This is a genomic window from Fibrobacter sp. UWB11, from assembly GCF_900143015.1.
In the GTDB taxonomy this organism is placed as follows: domain Bacteria; phylum Fibrobacterota; class Fibrobacteria; order Fibrobacterales; family Fibrobacteraceae; genus Fibrobacter.
On record NZ_FSRT01000003.1, the window covers coordinates 41,221 to 64,832 of the forward strand.

The 23,612-nt window shown below is 48.9% G+C and carries 18 protein-coding genes and 2 tRNA genes; 2 read left to right on the forward strand and 18 right to left on the reverse strand.

Annotated features, from left to right (window positions below):
• Position 1: 1 nt before the first annotated feature.
• The 3 genes from BUQ91_RS12340 to BUQ91_RS12350 all read right to left on the reverse strand — a co-directional run bounded on the left by BUQ91_RS12340 (position 2) and on the right by BUQ91_RS12350 (position 4,066).
• Positions 2-634, reverse strand: a complete 633-nt coding sequence (locus BUQ91_RS12340; protein ID WP_254842354.1) for a UbiX family flavin prenyltransferase — start codon at positions 632-634, stop codon at positions 2-4.
• Entirely contained in the window at positions 631-1,461 is an 831-nt protein-coding gene (locus BUQ91_RS12345) for a class I SAM-dependent methyltransferase (RefSeq protein WP_074209507.1), read from the reverse strand. The genes BUQ91_RS12340 and BUQ91_RS12345 overlap by 4 nt, the downstream gene beginning before the upstream one ends.
• A 118-nt stretch (positions 1,462-1,579) precedes the next feature.
• Positions 1,580-4,066: a CotH kinase family protein gene (locus BUQ91_RS12350; protein ID WP_074209730.1), complete on the reverse strand. Its 2,487-nt coding sequence runs from the start codon at positions 4,064-4,066 to the stop codon at positions 1,580-1,582.
• Between the two features lie 169 nt (positions 4,067-4,235).
• Between BUQ91_RS12350 and BUQ91_RS12355 the strand changes: the two genes are divergently transcribed.
• Positions 4,236-4,308 (forward strand) — tRNA-Phe (locus BUQ91_RS12355).
• Positions 4,309-4,478: 170 nt separating this feature from the next.
• Here the strand turns inward: BUQ91_RS12355 and BUQ91_RS12360 are convergent.
• Positions 4,479-5,660, reverse strand: a complete 1,182-nt coding sequence (locus BUQ91_RS12360) for an HD-GYP domain-containing protein (RefSeq protein WP_074209508.1) — start codon at positions 5,658-5,660, stop codon at positions 4,479-4,481.
• A gap of 88 nt (positions 5,661-5,748) precedes the next feature.
• On the opposite strand from BUQ91_RS12360, the gene BUQ91_RS12365 reads away from it, so the two are divergent.
• Positions 5,749-5,829, forward strand: a tRNA-Ser gene (locus tag BUQ91_RS12365).
• A gap of 42 nt (positions 5,830-5,871) precedes the next feature.
• On the opposite strand, the gene BUQ91_RS12370 is transcribed toward BUQ91_RS12365, so the two are convergent.
• The 14 genes from BUQ91_RS12370 to BUQ91_RS12435 form a co-directional block, all read right to left on the reverse strand.
• Positions 5,872-6,591, reverse strand: coding sequence for a ComF family protein (locus tag BUQ91_RS12370; RefSeq protein WP_072829200.1), 720 nt, complete (start codon positions 6,589-6,591; stop codon positions 5,872-5,874).
• 171 nt (positions 6,592-6,762) lie between these two features.
• Positions 6,763-8,010: a rod shape-determining protein RodA gene (gene rodA, locus BUQ91_RS12375; RefSeq protein WP_074209509.1), complete on the reverse strand. Its 1,248-nt coding sequence runs from the start codon at positions 8,008-8,010 to the stop codon at positions 6,763-6,765.
• A complete protein-coding gene (gene mrdA, locus BUQ91_RS12380) occupies positions 8,007-9,854 on the reverse strand; it encodes a penicillin-binding protein 2 (protein ID WP_072829204.1) in 1,848 nt (615 codons plus the stop codon). Before mrdA ends, rodA begins: the two co-directional genes overlap by 4 nt.
• Positions 9,847-10,332: a rod shape-determining protein MreD gene (gene mreD, locus BUQ91_RS12385; RefSeq protein WP_072829207.1), complete on the reverse strand. Its 486-nt coding sequence runs from the start codon at positions 10,330-10,332 to the stop codon at positions 9,847-9,849. Before mreD ends, mrdA begins: the two co-directional genes overlap by 8 nt.
• A complete protein-coding gene (mreC, locus tag BUQ91_RS12390) occupies positions 10,325-11,152 on the reverse strand; it encodes a rod shape-determining protein MreC (protein WP_072829211.1) in 828 nt (275 codons plus the stop codon). The genes mreD and mreC overlap by 8 nt, the downstream gene beginning before the upstream one ends.
• Positions 11,153-11,172: 20 nt before the next feature.
• The gene (locus BUQ91_RS12395) at positions 11,173-12,195 is read right to left on the reverse strand and encodes a rod shape-determining protein (protein ID WP_072829212.1); all 1,023 of its coding nucleotides are present in this window, start codon (positions 12,193-12,195) and stop codon (positions 11,173-11,175) included.
• A 62-nt stretch (positions 12,196-12,257) separates the two neighbouring features.
• Positions 12,258-12,620, reverse strand: coding sequence for a hypothetical protein (locus BUQ91_RS12400; RefSeq protein WP_254794426.1), 363 nt, complete (start codon positions 12,618-12,620; stop codon positions 12,258-12,260).
• Between the two features lie 148 nt (positions 12,621-12,768).
• Complete coding sequence (locus tag BUQ91_RS12405) at positions 12,769-14,073, reverse strand: hypothetical protein (protein WP_072829214.1); 1,305 nt, start codon at positions 14,071-14,073, stop codon at positions 12,769-12,771.
• 168 nt (positions 14,074-14,241) lie between these two features.
• The gene (locus BUQ91_RS12410; RefSeq protein ID WP_072829216.1) at positions 14,242-15,168 is read right to left on the reverse strand and encodes an AgmX/PglI C-terminal domain-containing protein; all 927 of its coding nucleotides are present in this window, start codon (positions 15,166-15,168) and stop codon (positions 14,242-14,244) included.
• 3 nt (positions 15,169-15,171) lie between these two features.
• Positions 15,172-15,666 carry an ExbD/TolR family protein gene (locus tag BUQ91_RS12415; RefSeq protein ID WP_072829218.1) on the reverse strand — a complete coding sequence of 165 codons (495 nt, stop codon included), beginning with the start codon at positions 15,664-15,666 and terminating at the stop codon, positions 15,172-15,174.
• Positions 15,667-15,668: 2 nt separating this feature from the next.
• Entirely contained in the window at positions 15,669-16,559 is an 891-nt protein-coding gene (locus tag BUQ91_RS12420; RefSeq protein ID WP_074209510.1) for an ExbD/TolR family protein, read from the reverse strand.
• 38 nt (positions 16,560-16,597) lie between these two features.
• Positions 16,598-17,236, reverse strand: coding sequence for a MotA/TolQ/ExbB proton channel family protein (locus BUQ91_RS12425; RefSeq protein WP_072829222.1), 639 nt, complete (start codon positions 17,234-17,236; stop codon positions 16,598-16,600).
• Between the two features lie 190 nt (positions 17,237-17,426).
• A complete protein-coding gene (locus BUQ91_RS12430) occupies positions 17,427-21,302 on the reverse strand; it encodes a tetratricopeptide repeat protein (protein WP_072829224.1) in 3,876 nt (1,291 codons plus the stop codon).
• A gap of 72 nt (positions 21,303-21,374) precedes the next feature.
• Positions 21,375-23,606: a tetratricopeptide repeat protein gene (locus BUQ91_RS12435; protein ID WP_072829226.1), complete on the reverse strand. Its 2,232-nt coding sequence runs from the start codon at positions 23,604-23,606 to the stop codon at positions 21,375-21,377.
• Between the last annotated feature and the right edge of the window lie 6 nt (positions 23,607-23,612).

Here is a 23,612-nt window from a genome sequence, read left to right on the forward strand (position 1 = left end):
GTCAATGGTCATTGGTTGTCATTCCCGCTTGAGCTTGCCCCGGACTTGTTCCGGGGAGCGGGAATCTCCTTTCTTCCCCGCTCCACACTTTAGCAACACTCGCGACAAGCGATTGTTCAACGCCCAAATGCTTCAGAACTTTCGCGACCACGGTATCCACGAGTTCTTCCATTGTCGTAGGCTTGCTGTAGAACTGCGGCGAAGCAGGAATCACGACAGCCCCCGCCAAAGTCACACGCTTCATATTTTCGATATGGATCAAGTTATACGGCATTTCGCGCGGCACAATCACAAGCGGGCGGCGTTCCTTGAGGCAAACATCTGCTGCACGCACAAGCAAGTTGTCCGATGTTCCCGCCGCAATACGTCCAAGCGTTCCCATGGAGCACGGCACTACTGCCATGCCCGCAATATCGCTAGAACCGCTAGCACATTCCGCAAAGAAATCATCGACATTGCAAACATCTTTGCAATAGTCATAGAGAGCATTTTGGCCTTCGTATTCCAGCACTTGCTTTCCCGGGTGCGTCACGATGAGCGTCACATCGTGACCACAGCGATGCAAATGCATCGCTGTGCGCGTGGCATAAATAATGCCGCTTGCACCCGTAACGCCTAGCACATATCGACTCATGCAGCACTCTCAGGCTTACGCAAGAACACGCCAAACGAAATTCCGCCATCGAACATCTTTACTTTCTTGACTTCAAAACCACATTCTTCGGCCATCTTGCAGAATGCATCAACCGGCAGGAATCGGATAATTGAATTCACCAGATATTCATAGGCATCGCGCTTGCCACTAAAAAAAGCACCCATTACAGGTATAAAAAGCGGCGCAAGCACTTTATAAAAGAACTTGTTGAACAAATTCCTTGGCGAAAAAAATTCCAGAACGCAAAGGTAGCCACCAGCATCTAGCACGCGATACGATTCCAGCAAGGCGCCACGTGCATCGGGCACATTGCGCATGCCAAAACCGTTTAGGATTACATCGAATTGTCCCTCTGCAAACGGCATTTTCATGGCATCGAGCTGCACCGCATGCGCATCAATTTTTTTTGGTTTGACTTCGGCGAGCATCCCATACGAAAAATCGCCAATCACCGCCGGGTCCACAACAAAGTCGCGCGCACTTTCGCACTTGCAACCCGATTCAAAAATCTTGCGGAACGTATTGGCAAAGTCACCCGTGCCACCGCACAAGTCCAAAAGACGCACTTTATTCAAACCGCGCGGCATTTCAAGTGGCATTTTCGAAATAGACTTTTCAAGCGGCATTTCGTCTCGCGATTCATCAGCCTGCGACTTTTCCGTGAACATGTCCGCAGCCATCATCTTCTTCAGGCTCTTGCAACAATATCTACGCCACAGGACATCCTGATAACAACTCAAGAAATGATTCAAAAAATCATAGCGGCTCGCAATGCCATCGAACATTTTTCGCACAGGACTTTTCATATAACAAAATGTAGAAATAAAAATCGACCTGGATTTTCATCCAGGCCGCGAATTTCATCACAAGCGGCGGCGCATCTCGGCAAGACTCATCTCGCCGTAGCGCACTCGTCGTTCTAAATTACTGGAACTGAGCCGTGAAGGTAGCGCCTTCCTTCGGTTCCACAAGACGCGGATTGTCGGTCACGCCATCGCTCCAGCCGGTAAACGTACCACCGGCAGAAACAGCAGTCAGCAAGATCGGGTTACCCACGAAGAACTTGCCCTTGAATTCCTTACTCGGAAGCGTTGCACCTTCCATGAGCACAGAGCCGCTTCCAGAAGCAGCGATTGTCACGGTAGCCATGCCACTCAAGCCGAATTCTTCCTGATATTCCTCAATAACCTTGGAATCACGGCTAGAAGCCCATGTTTTCAAGCAAGAACCAGTCTTATCAAATCCATGACCGCAAGAGTTCTGGTAATACCTTTCATTCTGCTTGAACTTTTCAAGGTCGCGCGTCATTTCGTTATCGTCAATCGTTGCAACCATGGCATTGACAATCTTTTCGACATTCTTGCCGTTCGTATAGCTGTTGAACATCAAAGCAGAACGGTTGATGAACATACGCTTGAATTCCGGGTTCTTGATAAGCTGATTATAGAGGTTAGCAAAGCAGCCTTCTTCCTTGCACGGCTTATTTCCACCGCCCTTCTTGATCCAAGCAAACATGTTATTGCTCTGAGAAAATTCACCATTGTTCACGCCCCACATCCAGTCAAAGCCATGGTCAAGGTCATAAACCATGAACTTCCACGGGTGTTCCGGAGCAGACCAGGCACGCACATTGTTGTTCGGCCAGTCACCATTGTGCATATAAATTTCAGCAGCCATGTAGTCGGCAAGGTTACCCACATCGAGCAAGAGCTTTGCCGCAGCATAGTTCGCATTGTTTTCGCCAGAGAAATCGTTTGCAGCCACAAAATGGAGCATATTCATATAGGCATCAGTCGTACCATTGCTAGCTTCGACTTCCTGACCCAAGTGCTTGATGAAGTTCACCGAGTTAGCATCAATCTTGTAGTTCGTTTCTACGTAATGCTTGTTGAAGCGTTCACGCATGTCATGGATGCCATAGTACTTGCCGTTGTAGAACACCACCACTTGGCGGCTTCTCTGGTAGTCTACACTAGTACCTTCAAGGAGAGCACCACCCATAGCGTCTTCAATGTAGTCGCTCACATAACGGTTACCATTATTGCGCAAGTTGAAAGACTTGTACTTGTCATTCACGCCCTTGCGTGTTTCGAACAACGGATAATTGATGCTACCGTCTTCATATTCTTCACGGAGGCGGATAGAAACGGACTTCTTGTCGTTCAAGCGGCTATAGCCACCCATCAAAGAAATACCGGCATCCTTTTCCCATGTAGAGCCATCCTTCGTCGAAGAGCCCTTTTCGAAATATTCAACGTGAATCGGATATTCCACATCGGCATAAAGGCCAGCGCTATCGGCGCATCCTCTCGGAGCATCGCACTTAGTCTTGATATAATGTTCACGGAAGAAGCTGGAGTCAACACTAATTGCAACAATCGGCATTTTCACGGCTTCTTCATCAACGAAGAACGTACGAGTCGTCACCTTGCTTGAAAGCGCACCCTTCTTGAAAGCAGCGCAACGGAAAGCAACGCTATGGTCAATACGCTTCGGGGAATTGAATTCCGGAGAATTTTCGGTCGGAACAGAGCCATCCGTCGTGCAACGGAGTTTGACACCTTCGGCAAGAGAAGGCGGGTTCAAAGTAAACGCTTCATTATAGAAACCAGACTTGAGACCACTCATGTCGGCATCAGGAACAATTTCATCGTAAGATTTCGAGGTATTCGGCTGTTCCGGAGTAGCCTTTTCAAAATACTTCCAATAACCGCCATCGACAATACCCCAGCTGAGTCCAGCTGTCAATTCAGGATAGGCAACCGAGTCGCGAATTCCGTTAAACTTGTCGACCAAGTAAAGCGTACCGCCATTCTTATCGAGTTTCCAGTTGGTATGCGGACGAGTGTGACGGTCGCCATTATCAGCAATCGCTACAGAAGAAATATTCTTCTTGTCGCAGAATACAACTCTAAAGGATTTAGCCTTAAGAACATCGCGGCCAAACACCCACTTGCGCAAATTCTTCAAGTTTTCAACAAGCGTGTAACCTTCAAGGTCCACATCCTGATCACTGGAATTGTAGATTTCGACCCAAGACGGATCATTGCCTTCTTCGTCGAACCAATCCAAGTTCAGCGGAGAAATTTCGGTTATACGCAAAGCAGACTGTCCGATCCAACGGAGTGCGGTATCGGGCGGGAGATAATTAATAATAGTATCTCTAATAGTATCATTACTCGAAGTAACAATTTGTATGATATCCATGCTCGAAGAGTACGGATACATCGAACTAGAAGAAACTTTCGGATTACTGGTCCCACACCCATTAGCATTTAGGCACTGACCACCTTGTTGCGGAGCATTAAATGCACCTTCATTATTATCATCAGCACAGCCAACAACAAACGCTGTGCCAAAAACCGCAGCCAGAGAAAGAATCTCTCTAATCCATTTTTTTGAGCGAATCACGGCGACCACCTAAAAATAAAAAACACACTTCCCACAGATTTTACTATGGGACACCTCATAATTCCATCCAACAACTCTAAATTTAGTAGTTTTTTCAAAAAAATAACAGTAATATTCTCTTTACCCTTGACAAGCATCAAAAATTAAACTATTATTGGGTCACCAAAATGGTTCTGTAGCTCAGTTGGTAGAGCAGTGGACTGAAAATCCGCGTGTCGTTGGTTCAATTCCAATCGGAACCACGAAGAAACCTCGATGAAAATCGAGGTTTTTTCTTTATTTTCGGCATTTTTCCAGATAAGAGCCGCCTAAAAGCATATTTTTCAAAAAAATTGGCGCAAAGGACCCGTTCCCCTGCCAAAAAAAAATTTACATGTGATTTAATTCACAGGTTGAAACAACCTAACGGAAATTAGAGCAAACCTTTCTTGGTAAACTCGCCACCGGGCCTATAACACGCAAAAAAATCATCCCAGTGTTCCATCAAGATGTCAATGAGTTCGGGCTGGAAATGCGTGCCCCTGGAATTTTTCATTTCTTCCTTGACTCGATCTTCGGGCCAGGCAGCCTTGTAGCAACGCGGGCTAGAAAGAGCGTCCAACACGTCTGCAACAGCGCAAATACGGGCTGCAAGAGGGATTTCTTCGCCTTTCAGCTTATCCGGATAGCCCATACCGTCCCAACGTTCGTGGTGTGCGCCCGCAATGTCAGAAGCCATGCAAAGTAAGTCCGTCTTGGAATCGCGGAGCAAAGTACGCCCGATTATGGAATGAGCCTTCATCCGGCTATATTCTTCAGGAGTCAAACGCCCCGCTTTATTCAGAATGACATCAGGAATACCGACCTTTCCAAGATCGTGCAGCGGAGCCGCATAGAAAATCAGTTCCTGCTGTTCCAAGGACAGTCCCAAATATCTGGCAAGCTTCAAGGAAATTTCGGCAACACGGTGAATGTGGTCGCCCACTTCCTGACTGCGGAATTCAGAGACTTCGCCCAAGATTCGGATAAGTTCCATGTGCGCGGACTTGAGTTCATTGGTATAGCGTTCCAATTTTCCCGCATAGCTTTCAAGTTTTTGCGCACGAATAGCCGATTCTATCGTCTTTGCAGAGTAAACTGAAATAAGCTTTAGACGTTCCAGGTCCTTACTGGAGAAGAACACGTTGTCGCCAACCTTGTTAATCGCCTGGAACACACCCATCACACGGCCATCGCTTTCCAGTGGCATCGTCATGACAGACGTTGTGTGGTAGCCATTCTTGATATCACTGCGGCGATCAAACCGAGCATCGCGGTACGCATCTTCGACAAGCACCGGTTCACCCGTCTTGAGGGAATACCCGACAAAGCCCGCCGAAAGCGGAATACGCAGCTCACTTACACCATGAGCCACCTTAGTCCACAATTCGTTCTTTTCTTCGTCGATGAGCCAAAGCGAGCAACGGTCGGCCTGAACAATCTTTCGGCCCAAATCCGCCATAAGCACCAAGAGGCTATCCGTTTTATGTTCAGCAGCAATTTTGGGCATATACTCGAACAAGAGAGCAGCGACTTCGCCGTCTCCAAGATCGGTAGCATTTCCCTGATAGCTCATAGTATGTAAAAAAATAGTTAATTCTGCACAAAATGCAAAGTATCGTTGACGATATCGAAGTAATTTTTCTATTCTTTGCGCACCATTTGGAGGAATAGGCTAATTGGTAAGTCAGCGGTCTTGAAAACCGCCGCCGTAAGGCTTGGGGGTTCGAGTCCCTCTTCCTCCGTAAAAGCTCCCTTCGGGGAGCTTTTTTTTATTTCAACCACCATTACCGAAGCACGTCCCAATCCGCCCTGCAATCCGCCGCAAAGTCGGCCGCAGCCGACGCCGGCTCATCGTAAATCAGCGTACAAACATTCATCGGGAGCGCAAAATCCGCCCCAAACGCAGCCAAACACGCCGACGTCGTCGCCCCCGTCGTAAACACATCGTCCACGACAACAATACTCCCCCGCGGGGGCATTAGCCGCGGAAAATCCGGGACAAATGCCCCCGCCACATTCAACTCGCGCTCTTCCTTCGAAAGTTTTGTCTGAGAAACCACGAACGTCTTGCGCTTTAGCCAGCGGCACACCTTACCGCCAGTCGCAGTCGCAAGTGCCGCCGCCAAAAGTTCTGCCTGGTTATACCCCCGCTCGCGATACCTCGCCCTATGTAGCGGCACCGGCACAAAATAAAGCGGTTGCGCCAGCATCGAAAGTTCCTGTGCGACCTCCCCATGCTTTACCGCCGAAGAACTCCGCACCAAGTAAGAAGCCAAGCCGGGAATATTCCGGTACTTGAGGGCATGAACAAGGCGCCTCGTCAAAGGCCGCATCGGGAACAGGCAAAAAACGCCATTAATCGGGAACGAAGGCGAAAGCGCTTCGCGCGCAAGTTCAGCAGCACAAGCCGGACACAGCCACGGGTCTAGCCTCTCCGACGAAGTCCCGCACCCCAGGCACTCCATCCCAAAAACAAAATTTGCCACAGTCCTTAAAACGCCCATAAAGCCTCCTGCTATAAACCGGCGCAAAACCGCGCCCTATCTCTATAACACGCTTTTGACGCCTTCGGCGTCCGCGGTGTCATTCGGTCATAGAAAAAATGCGAGCATTTTTTCTGCGACACTCATATAACACGCTTTTTCAGGCGAACTGTATGGTAAAATTTTATTTAATTACTTATTTCCTTGGTACCGTAGGCACATCAACAACCCCACAAGGAACATGCACACAAGCGCGAACGAGCCACCGTAAGAGAGGAACGGAAGCGGGAGCCCCGTGACCGGCATAAGCCCAATCGTCATTGCAATGTTCACGGTAATATGGAACAAGAAAATTGTCGAAGCGCCCATCGTCACAAGCGTCACAAACGGGTCGTCATTAGTCCTGCAAATCGAAGAAGCTCTCCACAGAAACAGCGCAAACAGCACAAGGATTGCAGCACACCCGACAAAACCAAATTGTTCACCGAGCACGCTGAAAATAAAGTCCGTATGTTCTTCGGGCAAAAACGACAAGTTCGTCTGCGAACCGTTTCCAAAGCCCTTGCCGCCAATTCCCCCGCTACCAATAGCCGTCAACGACTGCAACACCTGATAGCCATCGCCAAGCGGGTCGCTCATCGGATCCAAGAACGTGTTCACACGCTTTTGCTGGTGCGGTTCCAGCATGTTCCACACCATCGAACTTGCATACCCTGCCAAAATGTTCGTTGCAATAATCACACCCGAAAGTTTCTTGGACAAATGCCTACGAAGCACCGAAAATACGACAACGCAAATCAGCATGCCCCAAAGTACCTGAAACACCATAGACTGCGAATGTAAAAACAGCACCGACAGCACAGGACTTACTATCAGGAATAAATCCGTAAAAGTGAGCCCCGCAAAAAAGAACCCAACAAGAGTCACCGCCGTAAAGACAAGCGCGGTACTCAAATCCGGCTGCTTTAGCACGAGCAAGAACGGAACAATAAATAGTCCAAGCGGCACCAAAAACGTCTTGAGGTTATACAAACTCACCGGATGTTTCGAAAGCCAATACGATATCGTAATCAAGTACGCAATCTTTGCAAATTCCGAAGGCTGGAGCTTTATAATCTTCAAGTCAATCCAACGCCCGGCGCCCTTCACATCGCCCGCAAAAATAAGCACGAACACAAGTAAAATAAGCGCAATTGCATAAGACGGAACTGCAGCACGCTTGAGCCAGTCAATCTTTACAAACACAAGGCCCACGGCAATCGCAATCCCTGTCAAGAAGTATATGATTTGCCTAAACCAGTGCGTATCGTAAACGGCCAGTTCCTCGCCCACGGTCGCCGAATAAACAAGAAACACGCCAAAGGTCATAAGCGTGAGGGTGACACCGATAAAGAACCAGTCAAACTTTCGCGATTTATCCAGTATTCGCTCGTTACTCATTGTTCCTCCTCCTCTTTACCAAAGAAGGCCATCAACACCTTTCGAGCAATCGGGGCCGCCACGGAACCGCCACCACCGCCAGCTTCCATGATTACGGCAACAGCTATTTGCGGGTCTTCCAGAGGCGCCACGGCAGCAAACCAAGCATGCGTCTTTTGCCCCTTTTTCCATTCGCCAGAACCAGTCTTTCCGCCGACGCGAATTCCGGGCACAGCGCCTTTCTTTCCTGTTCCACCCGGATGGTTGACCACAGAATCCATGGCATTCAAAAGCACTCGATGCGTTTCAGGCTTCATCGTTCCCGGACGGATGATTTCCGGCTCGTAACGGCGCACAACGTTTCCTTGAGCATCCTGCAATTCTTTCATAAAGTGCGGACGATAAACGCCCTTATTCGTAGCCAAGGAACCAATAAACACAGCTTGTTGCAAAGGCGTTACCATCTGCCCTTGCCCAATCGAAAGGTTCAAAATCAACCCGCGTGCCCAACGCCAGCCGAGGCGCTTGTTACGCTGATTAAACGAAGCCGAATCCGGGAGCCATCCCGCACGTTCACCGGGAATATCCACACCGAGCAATTTTTCGCCATAGCCAAATCGACGGCCAAATTCGTTTATACGCGCCATGTCGATTTCCAAACCAGCCTGATAAAAATACACATCACACGAAAGACGAAGTGCATGCACAACGTTCAAGTTTCCATGCACGCCCCAGCATCTTTGGTAGCGCGCGCCATACTGGTAACCGCCCGTACATGCCTTCGGGTAATACTTTGTTTCCGAAATGATTCCACCTTCAAGCCCAGCCCCAGCTGTCACAAGTTTAAAAATCGATGCCGGAGGATAAACACCCGAAATAGCGCGATTCGTAAGAGGTCTCATGGAATCAAGCGCTACATGCGCCCAGCCCTTATTGCGTTCTCGACGTTTTAACGAAAAAATATTCGGGTCCAAGCGCGGCGAAGAAACCATTGCCAAGATTTCACCATTGCGAGGGTCCACCGCCACCAAAGCCGCTTTCGCTGTATCAGGAATCGCCGCTTCCGCGGCCTTTTGCAATTTCAAATCTATTGTCGAAACCATGTGCAAACCCGGTTCCGGAGCAATAAAACCGCCCACATCCGAAAGCGTACGCACTTCACGGCCCGAAGCATTCACTTCCACGAGCTTGAGCCCGTTTTTCCCACGGAACTCCTTATCGTATTCCTGTTCCAATCCCTTTTGTCCAATGCGGTCTCCTTGCGAATAAGATGCATATTCCGGGAGCTTCAATTGCTCTTCCGAAATTTCACTCGTGTAACCAAGCACATGCGAAGCAAGCGTTCCGTACGGGTACTCGCGGCGAGACTCGATAATCACAGTTACACCAGGCAACTCCGTCGAATGTTCTTCAATCACCGCCACCTGTTCCATCGTAGCATCTTCCAGAATACGAACCGGACGCGTACGCACCCAACGAATCCTCTGGAACGCGGTATCGAGCGACAATGAATCAAAAAGATGCGCCCCCGAAGCATCACAGATATTCAGCAATCGATGGAAAATAGAATCCCTGTCCGCCCTTTTGCGGGGCATTTCAAGGGCCTGGAGCGCAATTTGGTACGAGGGACGGTTACGCACCAGCACTTGACCATTGCGGTCGTAAATGTAGCCGCGATCGGCAATCAATTCGATTCTGCGCAAACGGTTGTTTTCAGAACGCTGAAAATTCTCTTCGTAATGGATGTACTGCAACGAAAACAGTTTGAACAAAATCACCGTAAAAAGAATAATCGTCGCCGCCAAGAAAATCAGGACGTTCCAGTTCCTACGAACTCTCGCTTCGTTCTCCGCCTCACTATACATTCGACTTCTTCCCCGAAGTGAGGTAGAACAAAATACCACCGATAACGATGGTGTAAACGCACTCCGGCACAGTCCTTGTTACAAAAAGAGTCGTTACGACATTTTTCTCAAGACCTGTAATAAGGAAATAGAACATATCGTTCACAAAAAAAGCAAGGCCAAGAACACCCACCTTTGGAGGCAAATTCAGCGTAAGGAAATGTTCCTCGAGCTGCCCCACGGCAAAGCCCACAATCGTCATCGCAATCGTATTGGCGCCAAGCCATTCTACCGGAGCATAGACATCTAGCGTGAACCCCGCCAAGAAACCCCAAAAGCAGCCAGTCCCTGCCCCAAAACGCAAAGCCACGGACACAATAAAGATGAGGATAAAGTCAGGCCCGACATCCAAAATCTTAAGCCAGTCGCCAATCGTCGACTGTACCGCAAAAGCGATGACAAACATCAGGAGCGTCTTTAGCCATCCGTAATTACTCATCAAGCAACTCCTGGATAATCCAATCGGGATCCTTCTGCATCACAAACACTTCTTCCAAGGTCGAAAATTCCTGGAAAGGCTTCACATCCATAAGACTCATCACGTCCAAATCCGCCTTGCGAACCTTATGCACGGTACCCACCGGAATCCCCTTCGGGAAAATGCCGCCTAGCCCCGACGTAATGAGCGTATCACCTTCAGCAACGCCTGCATGCGAAGGAATCATCGCCGAAAGCAAATGACCATCCACAGATTCCAAAAAGCCCACTACGCGCGTACGACGTTCAAGCACGGAGAGCTTCAAGTTCGGGTCCACCAAAAGTTGCACGCGGGAATGTGTGAGCATCGCTTTCGAAATCTTCCCCACAAGCCCGTTCATCGAGAACACCGGCATGTTGTCCTTGACTCCATGATGCGTTCCGCGATTAATGACAAGCGTTGTGAGGAAACGCCCTGGATTGTGCCCCACTACACGCGAAGTCACAATCGGGAAATCCCACTTGTCGTCAAAACGCACTAGCGTATGGAGTCTTGCCAATTCCTGCAAACCTTCGCTTGCATGGTACGTTTCCTGACGCAACCGCGCATTTTCTTCTTTCAGATGCTCGTTTTCGGCCTGTAACGACTTAAAATCATTTACAGACGATACCAGCAACTGCACCGGATAAAACACCGACGAAAGCGCCGTAGAGACAATGCTCTCGCGCACTGCCGTCGAAGACGCATGCATCAAGATGCCTAAAACGAGAAAAAAGGCAAAAGCGACAACGCCATGCCTTTGGGTAAACAAATCGATAATAAAGCGAAAAGCTCTAAGCATCGAAGTGCAATTTCAAAAAATTACGTCGAAGAAGCGACCAAAACAGGACGATACTTGTCCAGGTCTTCGAGAATGCGAGCAGCACCCTTGCAAACGCAAGTCATCGGATCGTCAATCACGTTAACCGAGAGGCCCGTTTCCTTGCGGATACGTTCGTCAAGACCACGCAACTGGGAGCCACCACCCGTGAGGATAATGCCCTTGTCGTAAATATCGGCAGAAAGTTCCGGGAGAGTCATGCTCAAAGCCTGCTTTACCGCTTCGATAATTGCTGTCACCGGTTCATTGATGGCTTCACGGATTTCAGCACTTCCAATCGGAATCGTGCGTGGCATACCGGCAATAAAGTCAAGACCCTTGACTTCCATCGTCAATTCTTCTTCGAGCGGATTTGCAGAACCAATCTGAATCTTGATCTGTTCGGCAGTGCTTTCGCCCACGCAAAGGTTGTACATGGTACGCAAGTAACGCACAATCGCTTCGTCCATTTCGTCACCGCCCACGCGCACAGAGCCGTTGCAGTCGGACTTGTTCAACGCAATCACAGCGATATCGGACGTACCGCCGCCAATATCCACAATCATGTTACCGACCGGTTCTTCAACCGGGATGCCCATACCAATTGCAGCAGCCATCGGTTCATGGACCAAGTGGACTTCCTTGGCCCCCGTCATCTTGATAGCATCAATCACGGCACGCGTTTCCACTTCGGTAATTCCGTTCGGAACGCCAACCACCACACGCGGTTTTGCCATCCACATCGGATAGCGCTGCACGCGCCTGATAAAGGTGGTCAAAAGCTTTTCGACAAGCTCAAAATCAGCAATAACACCGTCACGCATCGGACGAATGGCACGACTTTCGCCAGACGTACGACCAAGCATTTTCTTAGCTTCAGCACCAATCGCTGTAATGCGATTGCTCTTACGGTCCACCGCAATCACAGTCGGTTCATTAATGACAATGCCCTGTCCTGCTACATGGACAAGCGTATTTGCGGTACCCAAATCGATACCGATATCACATGAGAAAAGTCCGAACAAAATTTAACCCTCTTAATGGAATTCCCATCCGAAAATATAACTAAAATAGATGTAATTATTACCTACGGATTTTTATCCTTACCGAATTTCAGAACCTTGGAATAACGGTCCCAATGTCTGCCATGAACTTCGTAACGGTACTTGCGTTTTTCGTAAATGGCCATGTTCTTGTAGATGTAAAAATCGACTTCTGCATAAGCCGCATAAATCTCAGCTTCGGCGCCTTCGAACAACCTAAAATCACGAATCTTGTAATACGGTTCGTCGAGCAAGTCTTCCTTTGTAGCCTTGGCATTCAGAGTTTCAGCAACCATGAACTTCAAGTCTTCTTGCAAATACGGAAGGAGTTTCTTTTCAATGCGCTCCGTCGGTTCTGAACAAGACGAAAGCAAAACGAGAAATATGAGGGACAAAATCTTTTTCATGCTCATAAAATAAAAAAAGAAACGCACCCAAGTGGAATGCGTTTCGTAAATAGTTGCTAGTGTTTAGTTGTTGGTCATTAGTCGTTAGAATTATCGACTCAAGCCAATGACCTTAACTAATGACTACTAACCATTGACTAATGACCAGTTAGAACGAGTACGTTGCAGAGATTCTGGAGAAAAGTCTGCCTTCGCCCTGGAACGGGTTACGGAAGAGGAGGTCTTCAGCAACAGTCACGTCGATCTTCAACTTTTCTTCGATGTTGATACCGAAACCGAAGCCAACGTGGTCCTTGGAAGTTCCATCAGCAAGCGGGTTCGTGCTGAAGAAGTTGCCATCATCCTTGCAAATGCCATACTGCTTGTCATTGTACTTGTCGATGTTCTTGTCATGAACATTGCACTTTGTGTAAAGGATAGACTTCTGACCGCCAACACGGATCACAAACCAATCCCACCAAATGTTACGTTCGATACCGAAGCTAATCATACCACCAACATCGGTACGTTCGTCCCAATGCTTGTTGTCTTCGTTACGGGAATCGTAAGTCCAGGTCTTGTTGATGGCATCGAAGATCCAGTCATGAGCCTTTCTCTTGTTCCAGATAAAGTCAAGACCCATCCAGAAGAAGCCACGATCAAGAGCGACGTTCACGCCGACACCAACCTGAGCATGCGTTTCATCCAAGCCCGGAGCTTCAATGAACTTGAGGTTCAAGGCCGGAACGAGTTCACCGTTGATGGCATCCAAAGTAAAGAAAGCACGGGACTTGATCAACCAAGAGAAGTTTCCATCATCAAAGAAGTTGTGGTGTTCCGGACCATACTGGATACGGGCCAAAGCCAAAGAAAATTCCAAGTCAAAGTAGTTCGTGAACTGGAAGTTCATACCACCATCGGCCTGCACAACAGAAGCAAAGGCGTTTTTCTTCACCTGGTAGTTGCCATCTTCGCCCTTGTCGCCACCGTCCTGCGTTGCGATATACACATGCAAGCCCCAAGCGTTACCGTTCAAAAGCGTACCGCCCAAGAAACCGTCGAAGTTCGTGACCGTTTCAGGAACAGAAGTCTTGGAACCATTATCGCCAATCACGACATCCGGCAAATACTGGAAGAGGTCGGCATTGATACGGCCAAAAAGACCACCGATAGAAATACGCGGGTCCGGATTATTTTCGCCACCAATGGAGAATGAGAAAATACCACCAAAGTTCGGATGCTGAGGATCACGGTTTGCGCCCACTTCAACACGATCCGTGTACGGGCCAAATTCGCCGATCAAGTAGTTGGAGTAGAGGTTGATGTTTGCCGCGTTATCAAAGATGCTCACATCGTCCATGATGTAAGTCGTATTCTTACCCATAGATTCGATACGGGCAAATGTTGCAAATGCAGAACCGACACCAAAAATTCCGATTGCGGTGCCAACTGCAGCTACGGTTTTTAAGTTCATGGAATAACTCCTATTGAAAATTCATTTATAAAGTTAGTTTTATAAAATAAAAAACGCAACAAAATTTTAATGAAAAACGATTTTTTTTGATACATTTCGTCTTCCAAAAACAGAAAACAAAAAAGGCCAGACTTTCGTCTGGTCTTTTTTTCAAGCTTTCCAAGTGAATTATTCGGAGAACGTGAACGGGATAGTAACCGTCGTGTTACCGGACTTCACCTTGCTGAAGGTCCAGCGGCTGACTGCGTTCTTGATTTCGCTGTCGAATTCGCTGAAACCGGTCGTGGAAGACACAGTGGAAATGCTGATGATTTCGCCACCCGGAGCGATCGTGAACTTCAAGGTAACCTTACCCTGGAATCCCGGTTTCTTCTTCAGGCACTTGTTATAGATGTGGCGAAGACCCGGAGTACGCTGGCGGACAACCTTCATGATGTCTGCTGCGGAACGAGAGCCACCACCGGCACCCATGTCGATATCACGCATAGACGGAGTCTTGATGGAGCCCTTAGCCTTAGTAGCGATACCACCGCCACCACCGCCAAGGAGACCTGCAAGGCCGTCACCGATACCACCGGAACCACCTTCTGCGTAACCTTCGTTGAAGCCACCATCAGCCTTACCGCGACGGCCACCGAGAACGGTCTTACCCGTAGTCTGGAGACCAGCAACGTCCTTGAGCACCTTATCGATGTCCTTGGTGAACTTCTGGTTCTTCATCAAGTCATAAGCAGCAGCAGAGGCATTCTTGGTCTGTGCAGTGAGGAGCTTGAGCACGCCGCGAGTCTGCGGAGCGTTCGGCTGACCCTTACCACGCGGCTTGCCACCGCCACCAGCTTTCTTACGAGGCTTTTTCGGTTCGGGCTTCTTCTTTTCTTCCTTCTTTTCTTCCTTCTGCTCAATCTGCATGGAAGTAGTAAGGTCCACGGAATCAGCGTTGTCGAATACGACTTCAGCAACGACCTGTTCGTACATGGAAGCCCAAATACACATAGCCAAAGCGATCACAAGAGAGACACCGGCGATTGCGCCCATCTTCTTGTCGGATTCCGGCATGAGCGACGCAATAAACGGATCTATGTTCTTCTTAGCCATTGATTATTCCTCCCCGCCGTTCTTCTGCATCACGGCGAATGCGATGTTCGTGTATCCGGAGAAGCCACAAGTAGCCATGACCTTATACATCGCATCATACGGGATGTTCTTGTCAATCTGAACAATGATGTGACCGGCTTCATCGGCAGGAAGGCCCATCTTGAGAGCGTGTTCCTGTTCGATTGCGCGACGATCCTTCAAGATTTCGTCCACCTTCGTAACGAGGAGGTCTTCCTGAGCGAGAACGTCAGCGGTCGGCACGACCTTTTCATTGTCAACGATAACGTAGTTAGCATCGACCACGACAGTCAGAGACACTTCCTTCGGCTGAACCTTAGAGGTAGAGATCGGAAGAATCAAGTTTTCTGCCTGAGTCAAAAGCTGACCTTCAGCGTCCATGTTCTTAATCATGAACACCAAGATGATGGTCATCATGTCCATCATGGACGTTAAGGAGAAAGGTACGTCTTCGCTATACTTACGAGATTTTCTAGCCATGATTAACCTCCCAACTTAGCAAGGTTGATCTTGCTGAAACCAGCTTCCTTAGCACGGTCCATGAGCTGGATGATCTTATCGAACTGAGCATCGTCGTTAGCAACGATGATAATGTTATCAACGTCGTCCAAGTCGATGAACTGAGTATGGATAGCGATCAAATCCTTAGCAATGAGATCGTATGCAGAAAGCGGATAAATCATAGTCTTGTCACCCGGCTTGAGAGTACGGGCAGAGTTCGGCTGAAGCGTTGCGAGAGCCATGCCAGGAGTCGGAGCCTTGAGAGCAGCCGGCTTCTGAAGGCCACCTACGCCTTCACCCGGAAGAGACAAGAAGTTGTTAGCGCCATCTACGTAAGCACTGTCAGCGTGAGCTTCTTCAGCACTTCCGTCGTTCTTATAAGCGGCCCAAATGACCTTACCCGGATCTTCTTCAGATTCCTTCTGAATAGCCCAGAGTTCGATGGTTTCGATTTCATAGAGATACTTCTCTTTGTCCATTTCGGAACCATCTTTGCACTTCGGTCCGTGTCCACTTTCAACAGCAGCCTTTACGTCTTCCATCGGATATGTAACGAGCTGAGCATCGGACTTGCAACGGAACGTCCACATTTCCTTGAAATAGACGTTCGGCTGGAAACCACCGCGAGCACCGATAACAAGATAGTTGCCAGCGATAGCGAGGGACAAGTTCAATGCCTGCTCATCAGGTGGAGGAGGCGTCTGATCGTCGATGAGCATCTGGCTGCGTTCAGGCAGATTGACTTCGACGATAGCGAGCTTGGAGAAAGCAGTCATGGTCAGAAGCATAGGAATCAAGATGGTGAACAAGCCCATCGCCGGAAGCAAATCCGGTTCTTCGACCTTTCCTGGTTTCTTGATTTGTTTTGCCATGTTTTATAAACTCCAGTTAAAATTAAACTCTCTGATGATTAAGCAAGGGAGTTGATAATCTTGAGGCCCTTTTCTTCCATTTCCTGGATGAGGCGTTCGGAGTTCATGTTGAGAAGACCGACGATGACGAGAAGAGGAACTGCAGAGAGAAGTCCGAGGAGCGTAGTACCCATAGCGATAGCAATACCATCAGCAAGAGCCTTAGCACGTTCAGAAGCCGGCTTGTTAGCAACAGCGTCGAAGGTGTAGATCAGACCGTAAATCGTACCCATAAGTCCGAGCAACGTGGAGATGGAAGCCATAACGGAAATGATGGAGATGTAGCGAGTGAGGCGCGGAGCTTCGGTGAGGAACACAGCGTCAGAAGCAGCAGTCATCATGTCGCGAGCCTTGTCAGCATCCTTGCAGTTGAGCTTTGCACCAACGATAGCGTCCATAACCTTAGCGATCGGGAGCTTAGAGCTCTTAGCGAACTGGAGAGCCTGTTCGAGCTGGTTCTGCATAACGAGCTTACCGAAATCAGCCATGAACTTAGCGCGGCCCTTGGAGCTCTTAATCATAATGTAGGTAACACGTTCCAGGGAGAAACCAAGGCCGATGATGAACACGACCAAGATGATCCACATGAACTGGTAACCATCAGATTCAGGGCTGAAGGATTGAAGCAATTTAGACATTAGAGACTCCTTTAATTGAGTTATTGTTTTTTTGTTGTTTTTGATAATCTTCGTTCATATTTATTTTTTTTTGGAGCGTTGTGGGAGATTTTAGTAGTAAAACTTTCTTTACCGCATGCAAATCGCTCTCAAGCCCAATAAAATAGGGGAATCCCATGAACTAGGATTCCCCGTAAAATAGTTTTTACCGCTATTTTTTCTTGCCTTTTTTGGCTTTTTTCTTGGCTTTCTTGGATTCAGCCTTGGCTTTTTTGCCCTTCTTGCCCTTCTTCGGGGTATCTTCAATCACTTCGTCGCTAGAAGATTCGGAAGTGGATTCAACACCTCTTTCAGAAGCCGGGATCAAGCTCGGGTTAGCGGTCCATTCCTTAAGCTTGGCGAGTTCTTCTTCAAGCTTAGCGCGATCGTCCTTAGTTTCCTTGACGATGTTGCGGAACGTTGCGACCTTTTCTTCGAGGGTCATAGCGTCAGACTGTTCGATCTGTTCGATACGAGCCTTCAACTTGAAGTAAGTCGGGTCAGCAAAGAGCGTAGACGGATCGAACTTCTGGATCTGGGTATTGAGATCTTCGTTGCTTTCGTCCAAAGTTCTCAATGTTTCGAAGAGCTTCTTCGTCCATTCGTTATCGATACCGTAGTGAGCAGAAGCCTTGATACCGGTTGCGCACTGCGGGATAGCGAGCTGCTTAGCGGCATCAGAACGGCTGTTCAATTCTTCACGGTAGGCTTCCAAGTCTTCGTGTGCAGCCATGATAGCGTCATCCTTCACCATGCCCTGGCCCACGTATTCGCGGACGATCAAAGCACTATCCGGAAGCGGAGAGTTGGCGAATGCATCAGCAACTTCGACGAACACAGCGCAGCCCTGGTAGTACATTTCGATGTAACCCATTTCTGCAGCAATCACGTCCTTGTTGTAGAAGCCCTGGTCACGAGCAAGGTCGATGTTCTTCTGGAAGATCGGACGAGCCTGTTCGTAGTAAGACGGGAGCTGTTGCACGATACCGATACGTTCTGCAAACTTTTCTTCTTCCTTCTTACCGTTGAGCTGCTGTTCACGAATCTTTGCAGCCATCGTCACGAAGAGCATACCCATCTTGTTGGTGGCACGGAAGGTCCACTTTTCAGATGCGTAGGCAGCAGACTTGGAGTAGTGACCCATAGCCTTCTGGAGGATTTCGACCAAGCTCTTGATGATCTTAGCCTTTTCCTTTTCCTTACCCTTCAAGACAACCGGAGTCATCTTGTTGTATTCGTATTCACCCATGTAGAAAGCAGCTTCGGCCGGGATAGCGGCATCTGCATTCTTGATTTGCAAACCGTACTTGTCGTAAGCTTCAAGAGTCTTCTTGTAAGCGTCAACAGAGTTGTCCATGTCCTTCACATTGCGGTAGGCGCGAGCGATACCGATGTAAGCGGCAATGAGCTTTTCCTTGTCTTCCTGGTACATCTTGATGAAGTTGCGATATTCCTGGATGGCGAGGTCCCACTTCTTAGCGTTAGCGTATGCCATCGGGATAGAGAAGGCAGCGTCAACAGCGTAAGAGCTCTTCGGATAGTCGCGGACGAGGTCCTTGGAGCAGCGGATAGCTTCGTTAGTCATCTTGGCTTCGTCATAGCTCAAGCATGCGCTATAGAGGAAGGCCGGAGTTTCTTCGTTCTGCGGATAACGCTTGTAAGCAAGTTCGAAGGTAAGAGCAGCGTTCTTCTTATCCGGGATGGAGTCATAGGTCTGAGCAGCAAAGCCGATTGCCGGGAAGGCCATAGAATCCTGCGGGAAGTTGTCCGTAATGAACAAGAACGTCTTAGCAGCAACCACCGGCTGCTTGTCCTTCTTGTAGTTGCTAGCAGCACGCAAGACACCCTTAACCGTGAGCGGAGACTTAGCATAGCTCTTCGGGAGGAGCATGAAGGTTTCTGCAGCCTTCTTGTACTGGTTGGTAGCTTCGTAAGCGGCAGCAGCTTCGAAGATTGCCTTGTCAGCAATGTCGATGTTCGGGTAGCGCTTTACGAGGTCCAAGTAAGCCTTTGCACCAGCTTCATTCTTGCCTTCCTTAACAGAGGTTTCTGCCTTCTGGAAGAGAACGTAAGCGATAGCCTTTTCGATTTCAGCAGCCATGGAGTCGTTGCGAGTTTCCTTGGCCTTGTACTGCTTGAGGAGCCATTCAAATTCGGTGAGAGATTCATCGAGCTGGTTGGATTCCAAGAGAGACTGAGCAAGCATACGGCTGATGAGCAAAATATACTGATGCTTCGGGAAGTCCTTCTTGAGCTTACGGAGAACGTTCACAGCAACATTGAACTGCTTTGCATCGTAATGAACGATAGCAGCGTTGTATGCAAGTTCTGCAGCTTCCTTGTTCTTACCGAACTTAGCCATGTACTTGTCGACCTGGTCGAAGTAGGCCTTGGTTTCCGGCAAGTTGTAAGCCTGAACGGCGTCATCGTTAGCCTTGGTCTTGCGAGCATTTTCACGAGCCTGGTCCATCATGAGAACGGCGTTATAACCAGCTTCATCCTTGGAGAGGAGAGCGGCAGAACCCATTTCGCGACGGCCGTAGCGAGTCGTGTCAGTTTCAACGATCCAGTTGAACATCTTGGCAGCGTTAGCATGCTGGCCCATTTCCTGATAGACGAGAGCGAGGTTGATGTGAACCTTGTATTCATCCCAGGTCGGTTCCTTGGCATAGCGCTTCAAGAATGCTTCATAAGCTTCGATAGCCTTTGCATACTGTCTCTTGCCGCCTTCGATATCACCTTCCTTGGTGAGCTTAGCAGCCTGAGCATGATGGTACTGCGGAATGTCGAGCATAGCGCCACGGATGGCAGCTTCAGCATTCTTCACAGATTCCGGATACTTCTGGTTCTTCTTGTACCAAGAAGAGTTGCGGTCGTAACGCTTCACCACTTCGTAGCGGTGTGCCTGAGCATCTTCGAACTTCTGCTGAACGATCAAGATTTCGATCATAGCAATATCGGCGAGCGGAGCGTCGATGTAGTCCGGGTTGATGTTCATCAAGCGCTTGAAGGACTGGACAGCTTCTTCGTTACGGTCATGGTCCTTGTTCTTCATACCGATACGGTAGTAGACAGAGTCCTTGAAAGCAACCTTCTTGTCCTTCAAGAATGCTTCAGCTTCCTGGACACCACCACCTTCCAAGTCAGAGAAGGATGCAGCCATGAAGTCCATAGCTTCAGCGCGCAAGTCGTTCGGGTATTTACCCTTGTCAGCACCGACGATGTAGTCGAAGTACTGCTTAGCGGCGATTTCGTATTCAGCCGTGTTGTAGTAGGATTCGGCCAAGTGGTACATGGCAAGTGCAGCTTCCTTACCCGTGAGGTTCTCGAAGCCAGTCACCTTCTTATAGGCACTGATAGCGTCCTTGAACTTACGGTTCATGAAGTGGTATTCTGCAATACGGAGCCATGCCTTCGGCACAAGACCGTTGTCCGGGAAGTCGCGGACGAGCTGCATACGAAGCTTGTATGCCTTGTCGTCTTCGCCGCTTGCTTCCTGCACAGCAGCAGCCTGGTAAATCACGGTCGGAGCCTTAGCTTCCTTCGGATACTTGTCGATGTATTCAAGGAAGTAACCCAAGGACTTCTGGTGATCCGGCTTGGGGAACTGGTTGATGTTAGCGCACTTTGCCGGCTTGTTATCACGGTCAGCGCACCATGCAACATCTTCTTCATACTGGGCGTTCTTGTCGAGGAACTGCTTTTCTTCGAGCTGGAACTGATAGTGGCCAAGTTGCTGCAAAGAGCTAGCGCAACGGTTGCTTATCTTGCCGGCGCAACGTTCAACTTGCTTTTCCCACTGGGCAATAGCATCGCGCATGCCCTTTTCGTCAAGACCACCAGAACGGCAAGCCTGTTCTGCCTGGTTCTTAATCACTCTATAGGAGCTGGCGCACTGATCATAACCAGCATTGCCCTTTCCAATAGACTTGCACTTTGCGTAAAGATTCTTTGCTTCGGTTGTTTTATCCTTACACGGGTCCGATGCAGCAAAAGATGTTCCTACCATGGAGCACACAATTGCTGAGACGAGCAATAGATTTTTCATCGTTCTCTATCCACCTATGATTTTCTAAAAATAAAAAGGACGGACCCGGTTTTAAGCGGGCCCGAATTTTAACTAAAGGTCGTCCTCCAACGGGGGCATATCAGGTCCGGACTGTTTGGTTCCGCCTGCACCACCCATCTTAGACATGAGGGTTGCCTTTGTAAAGCCAGCGTCTTCCAAAATGCGCTTGCGGTTAGATTCAAAGCGGTCACTCTGGATAGATCTCTGCATAAACGTTGCGTAATCTTCAATAGCCTGGTTAGCCTTGTTGAACGTCGGACGCAAAGCTTCACGCTTGCTTTCCACACGCGGAGTCGGCAACTGGCGAGCGAGATCCAAGGCGATAACCTGAACGGAATCGAACTGGCTCTGCATTGCATCGTAGGCCTGACGAGCACTGTCGCGAGCGGCAACAGACACAATCGGCTTTTCCGTGCGAGATTCAGCCTGAGTCAAAGCTTCAAGAGCGTTCTGGTAATCTTTCTTCATGAAGTAGCAGTAACCCATAACGAGGTAAGCTTCAGACACGAGGAAGGATTCCGGAAGGTTGCTGATGATCCACTTAGCCGGCTTGATAGCTTCATCCGGCTTGTTAACCTTAAGGAAGGACCAAGCAATACCGAGCATAGCTTCGTCAAACACCGGAGATTCCTTCTGAACCTGACCATACATCTGAGCAGCTGCTGCGATGTCCGGCTTTTCACCAGAGAAGAAGAGGTGGCCGAGCTTAACTCTTGCAGCGTCCTGAAGGTCGCGTTCAGACTGGTTGGAAACCGGCTGTTCCGTAATATCGCGGAAGCAGTTTTCAGCTTCGTCAAACTTGCTCATACGGCTGTTAGCAATACCCATGGTATAGCGAGCGTAGAAGTAGTTTGCGTTACCCGGAAGAATGGAGGCGAGCAAGTCAACGGATTCCTGATAGAGACCCTGTTCGAACTTGATCTGGCCAGCAACGTAGTCAGCGTCAGCCTTCACGTCACTTTCACCGAACTTCTGAGCAATGTTCTGATACTTGTTCATAGCTTCCGTGTACTTGCCTTCCTTATAGTCGATGTTCATCAACTGGAAGTGGTACTTGGCGCGTTGGTCACTCTGCGGATAGCGCTTGATAGCGTCTTCGTAGATGGACTTAGCAGCCTTGTGCATACGGAGGTTTTCGAAAGACTTTGCCTTATAGAAAGCAGCCTGGTCGACAAGGTGGAATGCCGGGTACTTGGTCTGAACCTTACCGAATGCATAAGCAGCAGCAAGGAATTCACGGTTCAAGTAGAGACGCATTGCAGCACGGTAGTCGTTTTCAGGTTCGATCTTCAAACGGCGATAGCGTTCTTCACCGATCTTCTCTTCACGGGTATCACCGAAGCGAGAAGTCAGCTTGACAGCCCACACAAAGCCACGGTTCTTCTTAGCCCAGAGATCGTCGTGAGACATTTCGAGGTCAAGAGCGAGGTAACGGAAGATGCTGACATCCTTGACGTTAACCGTAGCACCGAGGACCGGGTAGCCTTCCTTAGTGAAGCGGCCGCGGACACCGAGGTGAGAAGAAAGATAATAGGTCAAGGAGAAGCTCATTTCGAGGTTGCAACCCTTACCACCTTCCTTAGAATCGTGGATGAGGTCAATCACGGAGAGTTCGGCCTTGAATTCGAGAAGACGGTTGAATCCGCGATAGAACAACGAAATGTTGAGGTTCGTCGGAATCTTGTAAGCATCGTCAGCGCCCATGAGCACGAACTTGAAGCTACCGTCGCCATCAGCTTCGCTGACAGCCGGAGCAAGGAGGTTCTGCACGGCAACGCCAATGAGCAAGTAACCATACTTCGAAGAAGCAAGCGGGTTCCAGCTGAAGCCTACGTCAGCACCGACAGTGAGCTGCTTGAGTTCATCAAACTGGTTGATGTACAAGACAGAGAGGTCGACACCGAGAGAGAGCAAGTGGAAGAGTCTGTAAGCGTAACCGAACTGAGCGGCAATTTCGCTATAGGATTCGCCACCTTCAATGGAAGCACCGTTTTCGAAAAGAGAGAAGCCCAATGTGTGCTTGTAGTCAATCGGGTATGTCAAGCTGACATATTCCTGGCTAGCTTCGCCACTAATGGTGCTAAAGAATGCAGCACTGAATTCGAGCTGATCAGTTTCAGAAATACCAGCCGGGTTCACATACATAGAGGTGTTACCACCAAATTCGGCAAACCAGTCATTCTGCTGATACTTATTCGGCGTGTAGGTGGCCTCTGCAAACAAAGATGTGCTGGCTACGGCAAGTCCGAGAGCGGACGTCTTGATGAAACTAGTACGCAACATCACCTA

Coding starts and splice junctions, on each gene's coding strand:
- BUQ91_RS12340 (WP_254842354.1), bottom strand. CDS start 634: ATGAGTCGATATGTGCTAGGCGTTACGGGTGCAAGCGGCATTATTTAT.
- BUQ91_RS12345 (WP_074209507.1), bottom strand. CDS start 1,461: ATGAAAAGTCCTGTGCGAAAAATGTTCGATGGCATTGCGAGCCGCTAT.
- BUQ91_RS12360 (WP_074209508.1), bottom strand. CDS start 5,660: ATGAGCTATCAGGGAAATGCTACCGATCTTGGAGACGGCGAAGTCGCT.
- BUQ91_RS12370 (WP_072829200.1), bottom strand. CDS start 6,591: ATGGGCGTTTTAAGGACTGTGGCAAATTTTGTTTTTGGGATGGAGTGC.
- rodA (WP_074209509.1), bottom strand. CDS start 8,010: ATGAGTAACGAGCGAATACTGGATAAATCGCGAAAGTTTGACTGGTTC.
- mrdA (WP_072829204.1), bottom strand. CDS start 9,854: ATGTATAGTGAGGCGGAGAACGAAGCGAGAGTTCGTAGGAACTGGAAC.
- mreD (WP_072829207.1), bottom strand. CDS start 10,332: ATGAGTAATTACGGATGGCTAAAGACGCTCCTGATGTTTGTCATCGCT.
- mreC (WP_072829211.1), bottom strand. CDS start 11,152: ATGCTTAGAGCTTTTCGCTTTATTATCGATTTGTTTACCCAAAGGCAT.
- BUQ91_RS12400 (WP_254794426.1), bottom strand. CDS start 12,620: ATGAAAAAGATTTTGTCCCTCATATTTCTCGTTTTGCTTTCGTCTTGT.
- BUQ91_RS12405 (WP_072829214.1), bottom strand. CDS start 14,073: ATGAACTTAAAAACCGTAGCTGCAGTTGGCACCGCAATCGGAATTTTT.
- BUQ91_RS12410 (WP_072829216.1), bottom strand. CDS start 15,168: ATGGCTAAGAAGAACATAGATCCGTTTATTGCGTCGCTCATGCCGGAA.
- BUQ91_RS12415 (WP_072829218.1), bottom strand. CDS start 15,666: ATGGCTAGAAAATCTCGTAAGTATAGCGAAGACGTACCTTTCTCCTTA.
- BUQ91_RS12420 (WP_074209510.1), bottom strand. CDS start 16,559: ATGGCAAAACAAATCAAGAAACCAGGAAAGGTCGAAGAACCGGATTTG.
- BUQ91_RS12425 (WP_072829222.1), bottom strand. CDS start 17,236: ATGTCTAAATTGCTTCAATCCTTCAGCCCTGAATCTGATGGTTACCAG.
- BUQ91_RS12430 (WP_072829224.1), bottom strand. CDS start 21,302: ATGAAAAATCTATTGCTCGTCTCAGCAATTGTGTGCTCCATGGTAGGA.
- BUQ91_RS12435 (WP_072829226.1), bottom strand. CDS start 23,606: ATGTTGCGTACTAGTTTCATCAAGACGTCCGCTCTCGGACTTGCCGTA.